Below are 18,474 nucleotides of genomic sequence, written 5' to 3' on the forward strand. Positions count from 1 at the left end.
CGACCCTATCGGCGGTCCCACCGGCGTTGCCTCGCTTTTGGCGCGGGCGGGCAGCGCTACCCTGCTGCGGTGATCGATACGGACGCCGACGAGGTCCGGCTGTGCGCGCTGGAAGGCTGCGAGAACCCCTTGCCCCCGCCCGCGGTGGACGCCGACGGGAAACGCAAGGGCGGCAGGCCTTCGGCCTACTGCAGCAAGACCCACGCCGACGCCGCGTCGCGCGCCCGGCGGGCGGCCGCCGTGGCGAGCGTGGCCGATCCGCTGCTGGAGGTCCGCCGGATCGCCGACGAGTTCACCCCGGCCGCGGCGTCGCTGGTGGAATTGCTGGACGCCATGCGCTCCCGATTCGACAACGCCGCCGAAGCCGCGCTGGGACGGGTCACCGAAGCCGAAACCGACGCGGCCGCGGCGCGGCGTGAAGCCGAGGACGCGCAGCAGGCCGCTGCCAAGGCCGACACCGCCCGCGCGACCGCGCTGGCCGCGTCCCGCGACGACAAGATGGCCAAGGCCAAAGCGGAACGCACCGCCGAGCAGGCCTTGAAGGACGCGGAGGAGACCCGCCAGCGTTCGTGGGCCGAAGTCGCCGCGCACGAACGGGCCAGGGGCGCCGCGGAAGCAGCGACCGTGGCGGCCGAACGCGCCCGCGACGCGCTGGTCTCCGACCTCCGGACACTGCGCGAGGACTTCGCCGCCGTCCGGGAGGAGAAGACCCGGCTGGCGGCGGAGCTGGGCGAGCGCGACACGGCACTCGCCCGTGCGGTCGCCGAGCTCGAAGCACTGCTGGACCGGCTCGACGAAGCGAAGGCCAGGGCGACGGTGTCCGAAAAGGACTGTGCCGCCGCGCGGGAGGAATCGGCCGGGCTCCGGGGCGAGCTCGACCGCGTCCGCGCGTCGCTTGCGGAAGAACACACGGCCAGGAGCCTCGCCGAAGCCCGGGCGACGGCGCTGGCCGAAGAACTGGAGCGCGCGCAGGCCCGTGCCGTCGCGGATCAGGCGCGGTACGACGACGTCGTCCGGCAGCTGGCCGAGCTCGCCCGCCCTCCGGTCGTCGAAGAATCGCCCAAATCGCCTGTGGAGGCTCCCGAGCTCAAGTAGAGTCCAGCGGCTGTGAGCGGGTACGAGGTCGAGATCGGTCAGCTGCGGAACGCGGCCAAGGCGGCGGGGTCCGCCGCGGACCAGGCCAGGGCCGTGGAACCGGGCAATGGCCTGGACGCGATAGCGACGGCGCTGCCCGGCGGTGAGGCCGCGAAGAACGCGCCCACGCTGGCGTCGACGTTCACCGAGCGCGCGAAGGGGTGGGCCGGCGAGATCGACGGCTGGAGCGACTCGATCACGAAGGCCGCGAACACCTACTCCGAAAACGAGAACTCCGCGAAGGAGGCTTTCGGAGGATGACGATCGGCTACGACGACGTCCGCAAATGGGACGCCGAGGCGCTCGACACGGCGGCAACCAACCTGGCTGGGCGGCGGGACAAACTCATCGGGTTGCAGGACGAACTCGACGACGCCCGGAAACTGCCCGACTGGCGCGGCCCGGCCGGTGAGAACGCGCGCAGTTCGCTGGGTGACACGCGGAACAAGGCCGAGGTGCTGGTCGCGGAACTGTCCGCCGTCGAAACCGCCCTGCAGAACGCGTCGGACGAGGTGACCGCCCTCAAGAGCAGGGTCGCCAACAACGACTCCCTCGCCCACACCTACCAGTTCCGCATCGCCGCAGACGGGGCGCTCGTGGACGACAAGCCTGCCGACCCGCCCCCGAAATCGCGGTTCGAGGCCGAAGAGTACGCCGAGTCCCGGCGGCACCGCGAAACCATCAAGAAGCAGCTGGAGCAGGAGACCAAGGCGATCCTCACGGCGGCGAACAACATCGACGTCGCCCTCGCCCGCGTGATGCAACTCGCGCAGGACGGCAAGGTCAGCGACGACGGCGCGACCACCCTCGCGGGAGCGAAGAAGAGCGGGGAGATCGACGCCAAGGTGATCGAGATGGAGCAGTCCCTGCGCGAGGCGGGGCTGCTGACCGGGCCACCCGCGTCCGGGCACTACCGGCAGTGGCTCGAGAACGCCGTACGCCGGGGCGTATCGATCGACACCATCAAGAAGATCGCCGACGAACACGACATCACGCCCGAGGATTTCAAGGTCCTCGACGGTATGGAAGAGATCCGCGAGGACGAAGACGGCGACGGGACCTTCAAGTCGTACTTCCTGATGCCGACCGGCATCAGCGGGGACGACGCCGCCAAGGCCGTCCGGATGACCTACATCCTGAACGCGGGCACCGACTACGGGACCGAAGGCGAGAAGACCGACTTCGCGCCGACGCCGTACGGATCCGAGGAGCTGCGGCGGATCACCGAGCGGCAACGGGAGAACTCCTGGAGCTACGACGACGACGTCGGCTTCGTGCACGGCAACGGCGGGCGGCTGGTGACCACCCCCAACGGCATGATGATGGGTCTCGGCGGGAACCTCATCCAGGACCAGTTCAGCCAGCAGGGCGGAACCGCCTGGGGTGACACGTTCATGCTGAACATCGACGACGCGAAGGATCCGGCGCAGCAACTGCGGGAGGTCGTGAAGTCGGGTCACGCCTGGTACGAGGACGACAACGGCGCGTCCCAGGGTTCGCTCGACCTGGACCGGCTGCTGCACCACGAGGAGCGCCACTCCCAGCAATGGGCGCGCGAAGGTTATGCCGGATTCCTCGCCTCCTACGCGTGGGAGCAGGTCACCGGCGGCAACGAAACCGAGGAAGACGCGGGACTCACCGATGGCGGATACCACTAGGGCGTCGCGCGTCGCCTGCGCCGCCGCGCTCGTGCTGGCGGTGACCGCGGCGTGCGACACCAAGGCACAGTTCGCGCCGTCGCTGCCACCGGAGGCCGGGTTCCGCGTGGACGACGGCGTCCTGAAACTGTGGACCGGCACTCCGTGCGAGGGCGTCACCGGCCTGAGGCTGACGTTCGACTCCGGCACCCAGGCGAGCACCGAGCAGGTCTGGTCGGCGCCCCAGCCGGGGGTGCGGGTCGAGCGCCTGGACCTGCTCGGGGTGTCCTTTCCGGACACCGAGAGCCCTCTCCAGGTGCGGACACCGCTGCCCGCGGGGTACGACTGGACCAAGGCGGGTTCGATCAGTGTCGCCGTCGACGGCCCGAAAGCGAACGGCGCCAAGGCCGACGTCGCCCAGGTGCTGCGGGAATCGGCCCAGCATCCGGCCGGGACCTACCTGTTCGGCCGGAGCGGCTGGCTCGACGCGGCGGGCGTCGAGCGGGAGAACCGGAAGTCGTTCCTGACCGTCTGCACTCCCGACCCGAAGTGACCGATATGGAGAGCACATCGCGGACGGTGTTACGACGCGTCGTGCTCGGCGCGTTCGTCTGCGTCGCCGCGGTGATCGTGCTGCTCGTCGCCCGCGTGGTGCTCAGCGCGACCGGCTTGTCCTTCGATCCGCACGGCTACGGGATGTTCGGGGGGATCCTGTTCACGGCGGTCCTGACGCCGGTCGCGCTGGCGCTGTGGCTGGTCTACCGCGTGCTGCAACGACGCGGCAAGTGACCTATGCGGCTTACGGCTGCGGGTTGATGACGGGCGCGGGTCCGTGAAGGCCCCCTTCCCTCGGCTCAGCCGAGGAAACTCGACCTTCACACCTTCCCCGAGTACATGAAGGCCCCCTTCCTTGCCAGGCGCAAGGAAGGGGGCCTTCATGTACTGCCACGCGCTCACGACGGCAATTCGACCCCCGAGGCACCGGAGTCGCCGTTCACCAGCTGCTCGACCCCGTCCAGGATCCGCGCCAGCCCGAACCGGAAGGTGTGCAGCGGCGCGCTCGCCGCACCGTGCGTCTCCCCGGCCGCCTGCCCGATCCGCGCCGCGAGCGGGAACAGCCCGGCGTCGGCCTCGGGGATCTCCGCGAGCACCGGCGCGCTGGCCGTCCACCACTCCATGTCCGTCATCCCGGATCGCCGCACGAGACTCGCCGATTCCACCGAACCGCGTGCGATGCCCTGAACGAAGCCGTTGACCATCGCCACGACGGCGTCCATCTCCAGGTCGGTGAGGCCGATCGCGTCGACGGCCTTCAGCTCGCGTTCGTGTTTGGCGAAGGTGTGCGGGCCGAGGGGGAGACGGCCGGTGGTGAGCTGGAGCATCCACGGATGCCGGTGGTACATCTCCCACGCGTCCTCGGCGAGGATCGTCATCGTGACCCGCCAGTCGTGACTCTCCGGCGGATCGGTCAGTTCGCCGTGGACCCGGTCGATCATCAGGTCGAGCAGTTCGGCGCGGCCGGGGATGTAGGTGTAGATCGTCATGGGGGAGACGCCGAGCTTCTCCGCGCCCCGGCGCACCGACAGCGCGGTGATGCCCTCGGTGTCGGCGAGCTCGATCGAGGCGGTGACGATCTCCTCGACGGTGAGCTTCGGCTTGGGGCCGCGACGGGGCTTCTCGCGTACGCCCCAGAGCAGTTCGATGGTCCGCCGTGGATCGCCCGTGCCGGTGTGGTCCGCGTCCGTCATCACGTTCTCTCTACGGTGTACAGAGTTGTGCTATCCTGAACTGTACACCGTACAGAGATTGGGGTTGAGTGGCGTCTCACGACGGTTTCGGCAGTGTCGTTTTCGAACCGAATAATCCCCCTCGGACCAGCGGATTCGTCTTCTGGAACGCGGACGGGGACACGCCGGGGACCGGGGAGGTGACAGTCGCCCTGCCCGAGATCGTCACGGTGCCGTGCGTACGGCTCCCGATGGCCGAGGCGCTCCCCGCGCTGCTGCGGCTCCGTGAAAGCGACGATCCCTCCGCGCGGTTCTGGGGCACCGCGGCCACGGCGGCGTTGAAGCTGGCCGAGGCGGGCAGGCTACTGCCCGGGCTCACGGAGTCCGATGTGGACGCCTGGCGCGCGGGCCCGCTGGAACCCGCCGACGCCGCCTGGCTACGCGAGCTGTCCGAGGCGATGCCTGCCAGGGCGAGGGCGATCCCGGGCGAGGGAAACCTGCTCCCCGCGCGGTATCCGTTGCTGCGCGCGTTCCTCGACGCGGTGGCCGACACCCTTCCCCGCACGCCTGCGGCCGCGCAGGCGGCGGGCGTCAAGGCCTTCGCCGCCGCGCCCGCGCATCGTGTCCCGCAGTTGCGTGACTGGGCGGCCGAGGTCGCTGCCGGGCTGGACTCCGGGGTCCGGGTCTCGGTGCGGATCGAGGCACCGGGCGACGACTTCACGAGCGGCCGGTTCAGCGGGGTCGTCCAGGTGCACAGCCTCGCCGACCCCGGCGTCCTGATCGACGCCGCCGCGCTCTGGGCAGGCGACGACCGATTCGGCCCGCGAGCACGGATCGACGTCATGCTGGCCCTTCGCCGGGCGGCGCACCTGTGGCCTCCGCTGGAACCCCTGCTCGGCGCCGCGGTGCCCGACGAGGTCGGGCTCGGCGACGCCGACATCACCGAACTGCTCACCACCGCAGCGCCCCTGCTGGCCACGGCGGGCATCGACGTGCACTGGCCCGCCGATCTCGCGCGCGACCTGAGCGCGAAGGCCGCCGTCGGCGGCGGTGACGCGCCGCCGGCGGACCTTCCGTCGTTCTTCGCCGGTGGCACCCTGCTGCAGTTCGACTGGCAGCTCGCGCTCGGCGGCGCACCGCTCACCGCGGCCGAGATGGACGCGCTGGCCGAGGCGCACCGCCCTGTCGTGCGGTTGCGTGATCAGTGGGTGCTCGTCGACCCGGCGCTGGCGGCGAAAGCGCGAGATCGCGCGCTGAAGCCGCTCACGCCGATCGACGCGCTCGGCGCCGCCTTGAGCGGGACGGCCGAGGTCGACGGCGAACGCGTCGACGTCCTCACCGACGGCTGGCTCGCCGCGTTGCGGGAACGGCTTCTCGCCCCACCGGAGCCGCAGGCGCCCCCGCGCGGACTGGCCGCGACCCTGCGCGACTACCAGATGCGCGGCCTGCAGTGGCTCACCGCCATGACCTCGATCGGGCTCGGCGGCTGTCTGGCCGACGACATGGGTCTCGGCAAGACGATCACGCTGATCTCGCTGCATCTGCATCGCGCCGACGGGCCCACGCTGGTCGTCTGCCCGGCATCGCTGCTGGGGAACTGGGAACGGGAGATCACCAAGTTCGCCCCCGGTGTCCCGGTGCGCCGGTTCCACGGCACCGAACGCTCGCTCGACGACCTCGGCGGCGGCTTCGTGCTCACGACGTACGGCACCCTGCGCGTCGACCCGGAACCGCTGCGCGCCGTCCACTGGGGACTGCTGGTCGCCGACGAGGCGCAGCACGTCAAGAACCACCGCTCCGGCACGGCGAAGGCGTTGCGGACGCTGACGTCGTCGGCGCGGGTGGCGCTGACGGGAACCCCGGTGGAGAACAATCTCGCCGAGCTGTGGGCGATCCTGGACTGGACGACACCGGGACTGCTCGGGACCATGGCCGACTTCCGCCGGGTGTGGGCGAAACCGGTCGAGTCCGGTAAAGATCCGGAGGCCGCGGAGAGCCTGTCCCGGCTGGTCCGCCCGTTCCTGTTGCGGCGCCGCAAATCCGATCCGGGGATCGCGCCGGAGCTACCGCCCAAGACCGAGACCGACCGGCCGGTGACCCTCACCGCCGAGCAGGCGGCCTTGTACGAGGCGACGGTGCGCGAGCTGATGGCCGAGATCGCCGGCAGCGAGGGCATCGCGCGCCGCGGCCGGATCGTCAAGCTGCTCACCGGGCTCAAACAGATCTGCAACCATCCCGCGCAGTACCTCAAGGAGCCGTCGGAAGCGGTACTGGACGGGCGGTCGGGCAAGCTCGAATTGCTCGACGAGCTCCTGGGCACGATCCTCGCCGAGGACGGGTCGGTGCTGGTGTTCACCCAGTACGTCGCCATGGCGCGGCTGCTGGAACGCCATCTCGCGCAGCGCGGCATCGGCACGCAGCTGTTGCACGGCGGCACCCCGGTACCCAAACGCGAGGAGCTCGTGCGCCGGTTCCAGGCCGGTGAGGTGCCGGTGTTCCTGTTGTCGCTCAAGGCGGCGGGGACCGGGCTCAACCTGACCCGTGCCGATCACGTCGTGCACTACGACCGCTGGTGGAATCCCGCGGTGGAGGACCAGGCGACCGACCGCGCGTACCGGATCGGGCAGACCAGGCCGGTGCAGGTGCACCGGCTCATCGCCGAGGGCACGGTCGAGGACCGGATCGCGGCGATGCTGCGGGAGAAACGCGCGCTGGCCGACGCGGTGCTCGCCGGTGGCGAGGCCGCGCTGACCGAACTGACCGACGCCGAGCTGGCCGATCTGGTCGAGTTGAGGAGCCGCCGATGAGCACGCCAGACGACCGCGTCCGCGGTTTCCCCGCCTTCGGCGCTCAAGGCGGGCGTGGCCAGTTCGCCCGCTCGTGGTGGGGCCGCGCGTGGATCAGCGCGATGGAGGACACCGCGCTGGATCTGCGTCAGCTCAAACAGGGCCGCAAGTACGCCGCGGCGGGCAGGGTCGGCCCGATCACGGTCAGCCCGGGGCGGATCGCCGCCGTGGTCGACGACCAGGAGGGCCAGTACCGCACCGAGGTCCGGCTCGCGGAGCTGACCGCCGACGAGTGGGACCGGTTCCTCGACCGGGTCGCCTCGCGTGCCGGGCATCTCGCCGCGTTGCTGGACCGGGACATGCCGCACGACCTCGTCGAGGCCGCCGACGACGCCGGAGTGCATCTGCTGCCCGGGATCGGCGACCTCGACCCGGACTGCGACTGCCCCGGCTGGGAGCTGCCGTGCCGTCACGCCGCGGCGCTGTCGTTCCAGGCCTCGTGGCTGCTCGACGCGGACCCCTTCGTGCTGCTGCTGATGCGCGGCAAGGGGGAGCGGGAACTACTCGACGAATTGCAGCGGCGCAACGCCCCGCGGTTCGTGCGCACGGGGGACGACGGCATCGACGCCGAGCGCGCGTACGCCGACGAGCCGGGTCCGTTGCCGGATCTCGACGGGTTCGCGCCCACCGGAGGCCCGACCGTGCCGGGCGCGCCCGATATCCCGGCCGAGACCTTCGCCCTGCTGATCGCCAACGCGAGCCAGATGGCCGGCGCGCTGCTCGCGTCGCAGCCGAAGCTCACCCGTAAGCAGGACGCCGTCCGTCTGGCCGCCACCCGTCCGGAGGTCGCCGACAGGCTGCGCCCGGCCGAGAGCGGTGAGGACTTCGACCGCGCGGTGCTCGCCTGGCGGCACGGTGGTCGCACTGGTCTCGACGTCCTGGAGACCACGTGGACTCCGCCGCCTCAGGCGATAGGCCGGGCACGGGCCGCTTTCGCCGAGGTGGTCGACGACCCCGGCGAGGGGCTGGACGTCGAGCGGAACCACTGCACCGTCCACGGAACCGGCGTGCAGGTGCGGCTGGGCAAGGACGGGCTCTGGTACCCGTACCGGGATCAGTGGCCCGCCGGTCCGCCCGAAGCCGATCCCGGTGCGTTGTTCGCCGCGTTGCTCGGCTGATCCCACTGCCGTCCTCGCCGCAGCTGATCCAGGTGCGGCGAGGACAGGTGGAGGATCCGATACCGGACTTCGTCCGTTTCAGGCGCCTCACCGGTCCACAGGGTGTAGCGGACGACCTGCCACGTCCGCGGATCGACGGCCAGCGCGCCCGAATGCGCGCCGTCCCGCCGCAGGTGCTCGCGCAGCCCGTCGAGAGCCTCGCCGAGGAAGGCGACCGGGTCGGTCTCGTCGGGGATCCGCACGACATGCTTTCCCGCCGTGACCGGGGCCGAGCCGAACGCGGGTCCCTCCTCGAACCCGAGCACGGTCCAGTGCTGCACGGCGGGACGCCCGAAGGATTCGACGATGCCGCTGAACGGGCCGCCGAACAGGAAGGCGTTCATCCCGGCCTCGTCGTGCCACAGGTAGAAGGGCGAGTACTGGTTCAGCGTCGAGCCGTCGACGCCGCGCTCGCGGATCCCGTAGACCTTCAGCCCCAGGCCGCCGAAGTCGTCGAGCAGATGCCCGCGCGTGGCGACGCGCTCGCGGATGATGCCCATGTCGTAATCGGCGGGGAGAGTGATCTCGTACTGCATCGCATGCATGCCGTACATACTAGTAGGTACAGAAACCGTTACTTCCGGTTGAGCCGGATGATCCCTTCGCTGCCCCGTACCGCGACGACGACGATCACCTGCCGGTTGATCTGGTGGACCGCTCCCGCCGGGCCGGACATCGCCCCGCCCATCCCGCCGGAGGCCGGGGCGAGGCCCACCTTCCCCGCCTGGACCGTGACCGAGAGCGGACCGGCACCGCCGTCGTTGGGAACCTGGTCGCCGGTCCGCACCAGCACCTCGCACTCACCGTCGGCGCAGGCCCTAAGGTCCCGTCCGTCCGCCGCCACGAACGGCGCGCCGGACGGGGCCGCCGCGTCCATCATCGGCACACTCTCCGCGGAAGGCGTCGAACTCGCCGCGGCGAAGATCGGCGTCGGCTCGGCCGCCGCGCAGCCTGCGGCGAACAGCGCCAAGGGGACCAGGGCCAGGCATCTTCGGCGATCGACCATGACCGAGGAACGTAGCCGACACACGCGCTCCTGGATGCACCCGAATTCCGCAATCCTGCGGCCGTTCGCAGTGCCCGGCGGCGGTCCGGCCGGGGGAACCGGCCGGACCGCCGCAGCACGTGGTCAGGCGGGCACCGAGAGTCCGAAAAGCACGAAAGCGACGGTGAAACCGCCGACTTCGGCAAGGACTCACACGCCTCCACCGCGCCTCGGAGTTCAGGGCGCGGTCACCAGCCCTGAGGCGTCGTCGTGGAAGGCCGGCACTCCGAGTAGCTCAGACCTCCGCACGGGCGACGATCGCCCGCGTGTCCACTCCGGACGGAAGTGTCCCGAACGCGACACCCCAGTCACCGCCGAGCCGCGACGCGCAGAACGCGTCGGCCACCGCCGGAGTCCCGTGCCGCACCAGCAACGAACCCTGGAGCACGAGCGCCATCGACTCGACCAGCCGCCGCGCCCGGTACTCGATGTCCGACAGATCCGACAGCTCCTTGCGCAGCCTGCCCACCGCGTCGTCCAGCCGCGTGTCGGCGCCGGCCGCCTGCTCGACCTCCGTGAAATACGCCGCCACCGACTCCGGCTGCTTCGCCATCGCCCGCAACGCGTCGAGCGCCGCGACGTTGCCCGAACCCTCCCAGATCGACATCAGCGGAGCTTCACGGTAGAGCCGCGGCATCCCCGACTCCTCGACGTACCCGTTCCCGCCCAGACATTCCAGCGCCTCCACCGCGTGCGATGGGCCGCGTTTGCACACCCAGTACTTCGTCACCGCCAGCCCCAGCCGCCGGAACGCCTGTTCCTGCTCGTCGTCCGGCCGGTCGGTCGCCGACGCGAGCCGCATCCCGACCGTCGTCGCCGCCTCGGACTCCACGACGAGGTCCGCCAGCACGTTGCCCATCAGCGGCTGATCCACCAGATTCGCCCCGAACGCCCGACGATGCCGCGCGTGGTGGATCGCCCGCACGGCGCCGTACCGCATGCCCGACGCGCTCCCGACCGCGCAGTCCAGCCGGGTGTTGTTCACCATCTCGATGATGGTGCGCACCCCTCGGCCTTCCTCGCCGATCAGCCAGCCGATCGCGTCGTCGTACTCGATCTCCGACGACGCGTTGGACCGGTTGCCCAGCTTGTCCTTCAGCCGCTGCAACCGGATCCCGTTGCGCGTGCCGTCCGGCAGGACCCGGGGGAGCAGGAAACACGACAACCCGCCCGGCGCCTGGGCCAGCGTCAGGAACATGTCCGACATCGGCGCCGAGGTGAACCACTTGTGCCCGACGATCACATAGCCGCCGTCCCCGAGCGGCCGCGCCGTGGTCGTGTTGGCCCGGACGTCGGAACCGCCCTGCTTCTCCGTCATCGACATCCCGGCGATGAGCCCGCGCTTCGAACTCGGCTCACGCAACCCGAAGTCGTACTCCGTCGCCGCCAGCAACGGCTCGTACCGCGCGGACAGCTCCGGATTGAACCGCAACGCCGGGACCGCCGCGTACGTCATCGAAATCGGGCACGTGTGCCCCGCGTCGACCTGGCCCCAGACGTACATCTTCGCCGCCCGCGCCGCGTGCGCGCCCGGCCGGGAATCCCGCCACGGCGCCGCGTGCAGCCCATGCGACACCGCGACGTCCATCAGCTCGTGCCAGTACGGATGGAACTCGACCTCGTCGATCCGGTTCCCGACCCGGTCGTGCGTCCGCAGCACCGGCTCGTTCTCGTTGACCAGCCTGCCCCACTCCTGCGCCTGCTCGCTCCCGGCGAGCCTGCCGAGGGCGTGCACCTCGGCCACCGCCCAGCCGGCGTCGGCCCGTTCCAGCCCCTCCAGCAAAGCCGGATCGGCGGCGACGTCGTACTCCGCCAGCGGCGGGACCTGATTGGTGACCTCATGAGTGCTCGGCATCGGAACCTCCCAAGGAACGCAGGACGAAAGTGCGCAGCCCGGACACCTCGTCCGCACTGCCGGTGGTCAACGGGCCGATCAGCACCTCGGCGGCAGCCCCGACGAGCGCCGCGGCGGTGACGTCCGCGTCCTGGGCGGGCAGCACCCCGGACCGGACGCCGTCGGCCACGTGCTGGGCCACGACGTCACGAAAGGCACGCCTGAACACCAGCCGCTCGGCCTCGATCGGCGCGTCGACGGGCTCGGCCAGCAGCGCGTACGCCATCCGCGGTGTCTTCAGTGCCCGGCTCGCGAAGGTGTCGAACACCGCCACGACCCGCTCGGCAGGCGTGCCGGGCCGCTCCGACACCTCACGCACCGCCTCGACCTCACGCGTGACGACCTTGCGGAACAACTCCACGACCAGCGCGGCCTTGGTGGGGTAGTGGCGGTACACGCTCCCCACCGCCACGCCCGCCCGCTCGGCGACCGCCGACACCGAGCAGCCCGCGTACCCGCGCTCGGCCAATTGCTCGATGGCGGCGGCGAGGACGGCGTCGCGCTGGGCGTCCAGACGCTCCTGGACCTTCGGTGTACGGCGATACGGCACCCAAGAAGTGAAGCACCGATTCACACCTTCAGTCAACGCACCCTGGCAAGCTCCTCCACGACCTTGGCGATGCCCTTCTTGTCGTAGGCGCTCGTCGGCATGGTCGCCGCATGTGCGTGCCGGACCACCCCGTCCCGGTCGATCAGCACACTGCCCGACTGCTGCAGCATCTTCTTCGCCAGCCCGAACGCCTCATGCGGCGAGCCGTCCCGGCCCGAGACCACCCGAAGCGACAACCCGCGCTTCGCCCGCCACACCTTGGCCTCCGCCCGGCCCTCGGGAACCGCCACCAGCACCCGCACACCGGCGGCCGCCAGCTCCTCGGACCGCGCCGCCAGGTCCTTCACATGGCCGGTGCACACAGGACACGTGGTCGAACGCATGAAATAGATCAGCACGCTTGCCGTACCGCGGAACTCCGAAAGCCGCACGACCTGCCCAGTCGTGTCCTCCAGCGCGACGTCAGGGACCGTGGAACCGATTTCGAGCATGAAAACTCCTCAACGGAAGATCAGGAAGCGGGGTTGTCGAGAAGCGCACGGACCGTCGCCCGCGCACGGTGCAACCGGGACTTCATCGCGGCCGTGCTCAACCCGAGCGCGTCCGCGACCACCCGGCCCGGATGCCCTTGGATGTCACGCATGATCAAGACGCGACGCTGGTCCGCCGGCAACTCGGCGATCGCCGCCGCCACCCGCTGCGCCTCCAGCCGATCCAGCGCGTCTTCCTCGGCCGAAACCATCGCGACCGACTCCGCCGGAGCCCCGCCACGCAACGCCCGGCGGGCCCGCCGAAGGCATTCGTTGCGCACGATCCGGAACATCCACGACGCGAGCGCACCCGTCGCACGCAGCGTGCCGATCTTCCGGTACAGGATGATCAACGCCTCCTGCGCCGAATCCTCCGCGTCCTCCGGCGAAGCACACAGAGACCGTGCGAACCGCTGCACATGCGGATGGGAACCCGAGACCAAAGCGGCGATGGCGGACGCGTCCCCGCCCTGCGCCGCCACGATCAACGACTCCCTCGGCCACTCGGCCTCCACGACAACCTCCTCCTGCGCCGGGCTTGTCCCGGCCCCTACAAGAGCCACGACCCTCGCGAAAGGATTCAGCGCCCTCCACGTGACCCCGCTCACCCCAGCGGGCACACCACGAACCCCGCGTCACCCGATGGCATGATCGCCGCTATGACATGGACCGCCCCCGAGGTCACCCGGCCGTCCGGCGACACCGCCGCCGACGAGCGGATCCTCCTGCCCTCCCTGCTGGCCTGGCACCGCAGCACGTTCCTCCACAAACTCGCCGGCCTCACCGGAGAACAGCTCGCCACGGCGTCGGTCCCGCCGTCGAACATGACCCTCCTCGGCCTCATCCGGCACCTCGCCAAGGTCGAACGCTTCTGGTTCCGCCTGCGCTACGCCGCACAGGACATCGAACCCCTCTACGACCCCGCCCTCGGCAAGGACCACGACTTCGAAGTCCTCGACGCCGCCAAAGCCGAAGAGGCGTACGACATCCTCCTCGAAGAGATCCGCCTCGCCGACGAAGCCGCCGCCGAAGGATCCCTCGACGACACCTTCGACTTCGGCGGGAACCCGTTCTCGCTGCGCATGCTGTACCTCCACATGATCGGCGAATACGCCCGCCACAACGGCCACGCCGACCTCATCCGCGAACGCGTCGACGGCCACACGGGAGCCTGACCATGGACTACGGATTCGTCGGCGCGGGCGAGATCACCGCCGCCATCGTCGAAGGCCTCAGCAAGGACATCACCGATCCGCCCTCGATCTTCCTCTCACCCCGCAGCCGCAGCGTCGGCCAAGAACTCTCGGCACGCTTCGCCAACGTCGAAGTCCGCGACAGCAACCAAGCCGTCCTCGACAGCGCCACGACGATCATCCTCGCCGTCCGCCCGCCGATCGCCGAAGAAGTCCTCCGAGACCTCACCTTCCGGCCCGACCACATCCTGATCAGCGCCCTCGCCGGCGTCCCCCTCGACCGGCTGCGCGACTGGGCCACCCCCGCCCGCGAAGTCGTCCGGAGCATCCCGCTGCCCCCGGCCGCCCGACGCCAAAGCCTCACCGCGATGTACCCCGACAACCCCGAAGCCCGAGCCCTCTTCGACAGCATCGGTGGCAGCGTCGTCCCCGCCGCGGAAAAGGACCTCGACGTCTTCAGCGGCGCCACGGCCACCTTCGCCGCCCACCTCGACTACCTCGGCACCATCGCCGCCTGGATGACCGACCAAGGCATCGAGGACACCACGGCGACCGCCTTCACCCGGCACATCTTCGGCCAGCTAGGACACGCACTCGTCCAGCAGAGCGGCTCCCTCGAAACCCTCACCGGCAAACACATGACCCCCGGCGGGCTCAACGAACAATTCCTCACCGACCTGCGCACCAACGGCGTCCCCGACACCGTCCGCCAGGCCCTCGACGGAATCCTCGCCAGGCTGCGAGACCAGTGACCGTCGTCGACAGGCTCCGGGCCGCCGGATGCGTCTTCGCCGAAGACGAGGCCCGCCTGATCACCGCCGAAGCACGTACACCCGGCGAACTCGACACCATGGTCCAGCGCCGCGTCGACGGCGAACCACTCGAAGTCATCCTCGGCTGGGCCGAATTCCACGGCCTCCGCATCACCATCGAACCCGGCGTCTTCGTGCCACGGCAACGCTCCGAACTCCTCGTCCGACACGCCGCCACCCTCGCCGGACCAGGAGCGGTCGTCCTCGACCTCTGCTGCGGAACCGGCGCGCTCGGCGCGGCCATCGCCGCCGAACTCGGCGACATCCGGCTCTACGCGGCCGACATCGAGCCCGCCGCCGCCCGCTGCGCCCGCATCAACCTCGCCGAGGCCGGGGGAGAGGTCTTCGAGGGCGACCTCTACACACCGCTTCCCGCGACGCTGCGAGGCCGCGTCGACATCCTGGTCGTCAACGCCCCATACGTCCCGACGGACGCCATCGCGATGATGCCGCCCGAAGCACGCGACCACGAACCCCGCGTCGCCCTCGACGGCGGGCACGACGGTGTCGACGTCCACCGCCGCGTCGCCGCCGAGGCCGCACAATGGCTCGCACCGGGCGGGCACCTGCTGATCGAAACCGGCGAAAGTCAAGCCGCCTGGACCGCGGAAGCCATGGCACACAACGGATTGACCCCCGAAGTGATCACCGACGACGACCTGTACGCGACGATTGTCGTCGGTGCCAGGGGATAGGGTCGCCGCCGTGACCGACTACCTCCAAACGACCCGCACCGCCTACGACACGGTCGCGGCCGACTACGCCGAACTCCTCCGCGACCACCTCGCCGGATCCACCTGGGACCGCGCCGTGCTCGGCGCCTACACCGAACTCGTCCAGGCCGCCGGCGGCGGCCGCGTCGCCGAAATCGGCTGCGGACCCGGCCGCATCACCGAACACCTCCACCAGCTGGGGCTCGACATCCACGGCGTCGACCTCTCGCCGGAAATGGTCGCCGTCGCCCGGAAGTCGTATCCGCACTTGGACTTCCAGGTCGGAGAGATGCCCGGATTGTCCATTGAGGACGGCGCCCTGGCCGGCGTCGTCGCGTGGTACTCCATCATCCACACACCACGAGAGCGGCTGCCGGAGATCTTCGCCGACTTCCACCGCGTCCTCGCCCCGGGCGGCCACCTGCTGCTGGCCTTCCAGGTCGGTGACGAAGTACGCCACATCGAGCACGCGTACGGGCACGACATCTCCTGCGACGCCTACCGCTTGTCACCCGAGAAGATCGCCGAGCAGCTAGGGGAGGCGAAGTTCAGCGTGCTCTCCACCCTCGTCCGCGAACCGTCGGAGGAGTTCGAAAGCACGCAACAGGCCTATCTGATCGCCCGCAAGCAGTAGCTCAAGGACGCCGGGCCTCGACGAGCCAGGCCGCCGAGCCGTAGAAAACGCCTCGGTCGGTCTGGTGCTCGGCCAGATCGGCTCGCAAGGCGGCCACGGCAGCGGCACGCGCGGCCTCGTCCAGGTCGCTCAACCGGCCGCCATGCTGCTCGACGATGAAGTCGGCCGCGTCGTCCACGTCCCGGCCGAAGTACATCGGCTTGTCCACCGCGGTGCACCGGACGTCGGAGTACCCGGCCGAGACCAACAACTTCTCGGTCTCGGCCGGGTCGCTCAACGCGAGATCCGCCGACGGCACCTCACGACCCGCCGCGAAGATCGTCCGGAACGTGGTGATCCACTCGTTGAGCCGGAACGGCTGCCACGTCAGCAGCACCAGACGCCCACCAGGCCGGGTCGCCCTGGCCAGGTTGGCGAACGCCGCCAGGGGAGTGCCGAAGAACATCGAGCCGTGCCTGCTGATCACCACATCGAACCGCGCCTCGCCGAACGGATGGATCTGCGCATCCACCTGTTCGAAAGAGACATTGCGAACGCGTTCCTCCTCGGCGAGCCGACGAGCGAGAGCGAGCATCCCCCCGGAGAGGTCGACACCGAGCGCGGAACCACCACTGGCGAACCGCGCCGCGTCCCGCGTCGTCTGACCCGCACCGCAACCGACATCGAGGACGTCGTCCGCCGGCCGGATGCCCGCAGCGTCGAAGAACGTGTCGCGATAAGCGGCGACACCGTCGTTGAAACGCTGCGCGCGCTTCGCCCACAGAGCGCCGTCATCACCGTCCCACGCCTGCAACATCCGCTCGTTAGACGGATCGACACGCATTTCGGAAACCCCCAGGTTCGTCTTCGGAGCACGACCCTAGCGCGAACCCCTCAGCGGAACGCGGCGATATTCCTCGCGGCCCAATCGGCGAACGACCGCGGCGCACGGCCGAGAACCCGGTGCACATCCGGGCTCACGCGCAGTTCCGCCGGCGTCGGCGAACTGAGAATGTCCAACGTGTCGTCCGCGAGCTCAGCCGGCATGCTCCGGGCCATACCCGCCTTCGCCTCGGCATGGGTGAGCTCCTGAAACCGCACCGGCGAACCCAGCGCAGCGGCGAGGACCGCTGTCTGCTCGCGCGGCGTGATCACCTCCGGACCGGTCAGCTCGTAGACCTCACCGAGATACCGCTCGTCCAGCAGACAAGCGGCCGCGACCTCCGCGATATCCGCCGGATCGACGATCGGCACCCCGGTGTCACCGAACGGCGCCGCGACCACCTGCCGCGAACGGACCGACTCCGCCCACCACAAGGCATTCGAGGCGAACCCACCCGGCCGCAGGATGGCCCAGTCCAAACCGGACTCCCGCACCACGTCCTCCAGCGCGCGCATCGCGATCCGCGTCGTACCGAACGGTCGCGTCGCCACACCCAGGGAAGAGAGCAGCACGACCCGGCTCACTCCGGCGGCCGCCGCCCGGCCGATGATGTCGGCCGGGTTCGCTCCGACGGCATGAAGATCGCCGGAAAGCAGCAGGAACAACGCCTTCGCGCCGTCCAGCGCCTGGTCGAGCCCGGCAGGCTCGGCCAGATCGGCCACCACATGCCGCCCACCCGGCGGTGCCGCCGCGACATGCCGCGACACCGCCGTCACCTGTTCGCCCGCCTCGGCCAGCGCCTGGGTCAACGGCCTGCCGATGTTCCCGGTAGCTCCGGTCACCACGATCATGAACAGCTCCTTCGTTCGATCTGGACGTGGCGACGACGCTAGGGATAGCGGCTAACTTTTCGTAAGTACATACCCCGAGGTAAGCTCCTCCCATGGCAGGAGGCGCGCAGTTCAAACCGGCCGGCACGGAGCCGCGGTATGAGGTGTTTCACACCGACTGCGCCGCCAGCGAAGTGGTCGGCCACGTCACCAGCCGATGGGGGACCTGGGTGCTGATCTCCTTGCAGCGCAACGATCTCCGCTTCTACGAGCTACGCGAAAGCATCCAGGGGATCAGCGAGAAGATGCTCGCCCAGTCCCTGCGCGCCCTCGTCCAGGACGGCCTGATCTGGCGGCAGGTCGAACCCACGACGCCACCACAGGTCACCTACGGTCTGACGGAGTTCGGCCGGGACGTGAGCGAGCCACTGGTGGAACTGTTCGACCGGATCACCCGGCGCCTGGTCCCACCTGAGGCGAAGTAGCGTTGATGTTGACCATCCAGGTGATCCCGAACCTGTCCACGAGCGCGCCGGCCTCGTCACCCCACACCTGCTTCTCCAAAGGCATGGTCACGGTGCCGCCGACGGACAACTCCTCGAAATGGCCACGAAGCTCGCCGTCGCCACCGAGGTAGACCGCGACGTTGTTGCCAGGGGAGTGCGGCACGTCCTCGATCTGCCCATCGACGTCACACGCCATCAGCGTGTATCCGTGCGGGGTGACGAGCTCGGCGTGCATGACCTTTCCGGCGTCAGGGGAGTCCGGTGAACCGAAGTCCGCGATGGTGCCGATCTCCAGCTTGCCGCCGAGCACCTGGTGGTAGAACTCCATCGCCTGCCGTGCGTTCCCGTCGTACCTGAGGTACGGGTTGAGTCGAGACCCCATCTGAATTCGCTTTCCCCTTCGT

The 18,474-nt window shown here is 69.9% G+C and carries 22 protein-coding genes; 12 read left to right on the plus strand and 10 right to left on the minus strand.

Annotated elements, in window-relative coordinates:
• The first annotated feature begins 69 nt into the window (after positions 1-69).
• The 5 genes from ACZ1DY_RS22210 to ACZ1DY_RS22230 are packed head-to-tail and all read left to right on the plus strand — an operon-like array spanning position 70 to position 3,560.
• The gene (locus tag ACZ1DY_RS22210) at positions 70-1,095 is read left to right on the plus strand and encodes a hypothetical protein (RefSeq protein ID WP_465485605.1); all 1,026 of its coding nucleotides are present in this window, start codon (positions 70-72) and stop codon (positions 1,093-1,095) included.
• A gap of 12 nt (positions 1,096-1,107) precedes the next feature.
• The gene (locus ACZ1DY_RS22215) at positions 1,108-1,395 is read left to right on the plus strand and encodes a hypothetical protein (protein ID WP_126732984.1); all 288 of its coding nucleotides are present in this window, start codon (positions 1,108-1,110) and stop codon (positions 1,393-1,395) included.
• Entirely contained in the window at positions 1,392-2,792 is a 1,401-nt protein-coding gene (locus ACZ1DY_RS22220) for a hypothetical protein (RefSeq protein ID WP_126732985.1), read from the plus strand. The genes ACZ1DY_RS22215 and ACZ1DY_RS22220 overlap by 4 nt, the downstream gene beginning before the upstream one ends.
• Positions 2,776-3,324, plus strand: coding sequence for a hypothetical protein (locus tag ACZ1DY_RS22225; protein ID WP_465485606.1), 549 nt, complete (start codon positions 2,776-2,778; stop codon positions 3,322-3,324). Before ACZ1DY_RS22220 ends, ACZ1DY_RS22225 begins: the two co-directional genes overlap by 17 nt.
• Positions 3,325-3,329: 5 nt before the next feature.
• On the plus strand, positions 3,330-3,560 hold the full coding sequence (locus ACZ1DY_RS22230; RefSeq protein ID WP_465485607.1) for a hypothetical protein: 231 nt from the start codon (positions 3,330-3,332) through the stop codon (positions 3,558-3,560).
• Between the two features lie 164 nt (positions 3,561-3,724).
• On the opposite strand, the gene ACZ1DY_RS22235 is transcribed toward ACZ1DY_RS22230, so the two are convergent.
• Complete coding sequence (locus ACZ1DY_RS22235) at positions 3,725-4,519, minus strand: TetR/AcrR family transcriptional regulator (protein WP_465485608.1); 795 nt, start codon at positions 4,517-4,519, stop codon at positions 3,725-3,727.
• 68 nt (positions 4,520-4,587) lie between these two features.
• Between ACZ1DY_RS22235 and ACZ1DY_RS22240 the strand changes: the two genes are divergently transcribed.
• Complete coding sequence (locus ACZ1DY_RS22240) at positions 4,588-7,305, plus strand: DEAD/DEAH box helicase (protein ID WP_465485609.1); 2,718 nt, start codon at positions 4,588-4,590, stop codon at positions 7,303-7,305.
• Positions 7,302-8,462 carry an SWIM zinc finger family protein gene (locus ACZ1DY_RS22245; protein ID WP_465485610.1) on the plus strand — a complete coding sequence of 387 codons (1,161 nt, stop codon included), beginning with the start codon at positions 7,302-7,304 and terminating at the stop codon, positions 8,460-8,462. Before ACZ1DY_RS22240 ends, ACZ1DY_RS22245 begins: the two co-directional genes overlap by 4 nt.
• Here the strand turns inward: ACZ1DY_RS22245 and ACZ1DY_RS22250 are convergent.
• The 6 genes from ACZ1DY_RS22250 to ACZ1DY_RS22275 form a co-directional block, all read right to left on the minus strand.
• Positions 8,399-9,046 carry a DUF4865 family protein gene (locus ACZ1DY_RS22250; RefSeq protein WP_257486903.1) on the minus strand — a complete coding sequence of 216 codons (648 nt, stop codon included), beginning with the start codon at positions 9,044-9,046 and terminating at the stop codon, positions 8,399-8,401. The two genes, ACZ1DY_RS22245 and ACZ1DY_RS22250, sit on opposite strands and share 64 nt — an antisense overlap.
• A gap of 29 nt (positions 9,047-9,075) precedes the next feature.
• The gene (locus ACZ1DY_RS22255; RefSeq protein WP_257486902.1) at positions 9,076-9,507 is read right to left on the minus strand and encodes a hypothetical protein; all 432 of its coding nucleotides are present in this window, start codon (positions 9,505-9,507) and stop codon (positions 9,076-9,078) included.
• A 274-nt stretch (positions 9,508-9,781) separates the two neighbouring features.
• Complete coding sequence (locus ACZ1DY_RS22260) at positions 9,782-11,401, minus strand: acyl-CoA dehydrogenase family protein (RefSeq protein WP_465485611.1); 1,620 nt, start codon at positions 11,399-11,401, stop codon at positions 9,782-9,784.
• A complete protein-coding gene (locus tag ACZ1DY_RS22265; protein WP_257486900.1) occupies positions 11,385-11,990 on the minus strand; it encodes a TetR/AcrR family transcriptional regulator in 606 nt (201 codons plus the stop codon). The genes ACZ1DY_RS22260 and ACZ1DY_RS22265 overlap by 17 nt, the downstream gene beginning before the upstream one ends.
• 32 nt (positions 11,991-12,022) lie before the next feature.
• Positions 12,023-12,481 (minus strand): peroxiredoxin family protein, encoded by a 459-nt coding sequence (locus ACZ1DY_RS22270; RefSeq protein WP_465485612.1) that lies wholly within the window; start codon positions 12,479-12,481, stop codon positions 12,023-12,025.
• Positions 12,482-12,501: 20 nt separating this feature from the next.
• Positions 12,502-13,035 carry an RNA polymerase sigma factor gene (locus ACZ1DY_RS22275; protein ID WP_257486898.1) on the minus strand — a complete coding sequence of 178 codons (534 nt, stop codon included), beginning with the start codon at positions 13,033-13,035 and terminating at the stop codon, positions 12,502-12,504.
• Positions 13,036-13,179: 144 nt separating this feature from the next.
• Here ACZ1DY_RS22275 and ACZ1DY_RS22280 point away from each other — a divergent pair, with 144 nt between their 5' ends.
• Genes ACZ1DY_RS22280 through ACZ1DY_RS22295 form a run of 4 tightly spaced genes read left to right on the plus strand, consistent with a single transcriptional unit; the run spans position 13,180 to position 15,872 of the window.
• Positions 13,180-13,695 (plus strand): DinB family protein, encoded by a 516-nt coding sequence (locus tag ACZ1DY_RS22280; protein WP_465485613.1) that lies wholly within the window; start codon positions 13,180-13,182, stop codon positions 13,693-13,695.
• 2 nt (positions 13,696-13,697) lie between these two features.
• The gene (locus tag ACZ1DY_RS22285; protein WP_465485614.1) at positions 13,698-14,465 is read left to right on the plus strand and encodes an NAD(P)-binding domain-containing protein; all 768 of its coding nucleotides are present in this window, start codon (positions 13,698-13,700) and stop codon (positions 14,463-14,465) included.
• Positions 14,462-15,220, plus strand: coding sequence for a putative protein N(5)-glutamine methyltransferase (locus tag ACZ1DY_RS22290; RefSeq protein ID WP_465485615.1), 759 nt, complete (start codon positions 14,462-14,464; stop codon positions 15,218-15,220). Before ACZ1DY_RS22285 ends, ACZ1DY_RS22290 begins: the two co-directional genes overlap by 4 nt.
• A 10-nt stretch (positions 15,221-15,230) precedes the next feature.
• Positions 15,231-15,872 carry a class I SAM-dependent DNA methyltransferase gene (locus ACZ1DY_RS22295; protein ID WP_465485616.1) on the plus strand — a complete coding sequence of 214 codons (642 nt, stop codon included), beginning with the start codon at positions 15,231-15,233 and terminating at the stop codon, positions 15,870-15,872.
• Between the two features lies 1 nt (position 15,873).
• Here the strand turns inward: ACZ1DY_RS22295 and ACZ1DY_RS22300 are convergent, their stop codons facing one another.
• Complete coding sequence (locus tag ACZ1DY_RS22300) at positions 15,874-16,695, minus strand: class I SAM-dependent methyltransferase (protein ID WP_257486893.1); 822 nt, start codon at positions 16,693-16,695, stop codon at positions 15,874-15,876.
• Positions 16,696-16,745: 50 nt separating this feature from the next.
• Positions 16,746-17,585 carry an SDR family oxidoreductase gene (locus tag ACZ1DY_RS22305; protein ID WP_465485617.1) on the minus strand — a complete coding sequence of 280 codons (840 nt, stop codon included), beginning with the start codon at positions 17,583-17,585 and terminating at the stop codon, positions 16,746-16,748.
• A 92-nt stretch (positions 17,586-17,677) separates the two neighbouring features.
• Here ACZ1DY_RS22305 and ACZ1DY_RS22310 point away from each other — a divergent pair, with 92 nt between their 5' ends.
• Positions 17,678-18,049, plus strand: a complete 372-nt coding sequence (locus tag ACZ1DY_RS22310; protein WP_465485618.1) for a winged helix-turn-helix transcriptional regulator — start codon at positions 17,678-17,680, stop codon at positions 18,047-18,049.
• Here the strand turns inward: ACZ1DY_RS22310 and ACZ1DY_RS22315 are convergent.
• Positions 18,015-18,452 carry a VOC family protein gene (locus tag ACZ1DY_RS22315; RefSeq protein WP_465485619.1) on the minus strand — a complete coding sequence of 146 codons (438 nt, stop codon included), beginning with the start codon at positions 18,450-18,452 and terminating at the stop codon, positions 18,015-18,017. The two genes, ACZ1DY_RS22310 and ACZ1DY_RS22315, sit on opposite strands and share 35 nt — an antisense overlap.
• Positions 18,453-18,474: the final 22 nt, after the last annotated feature.

This window comes from Amycolatopsis sp. PSD-21 (assembly GCF_055561455.1).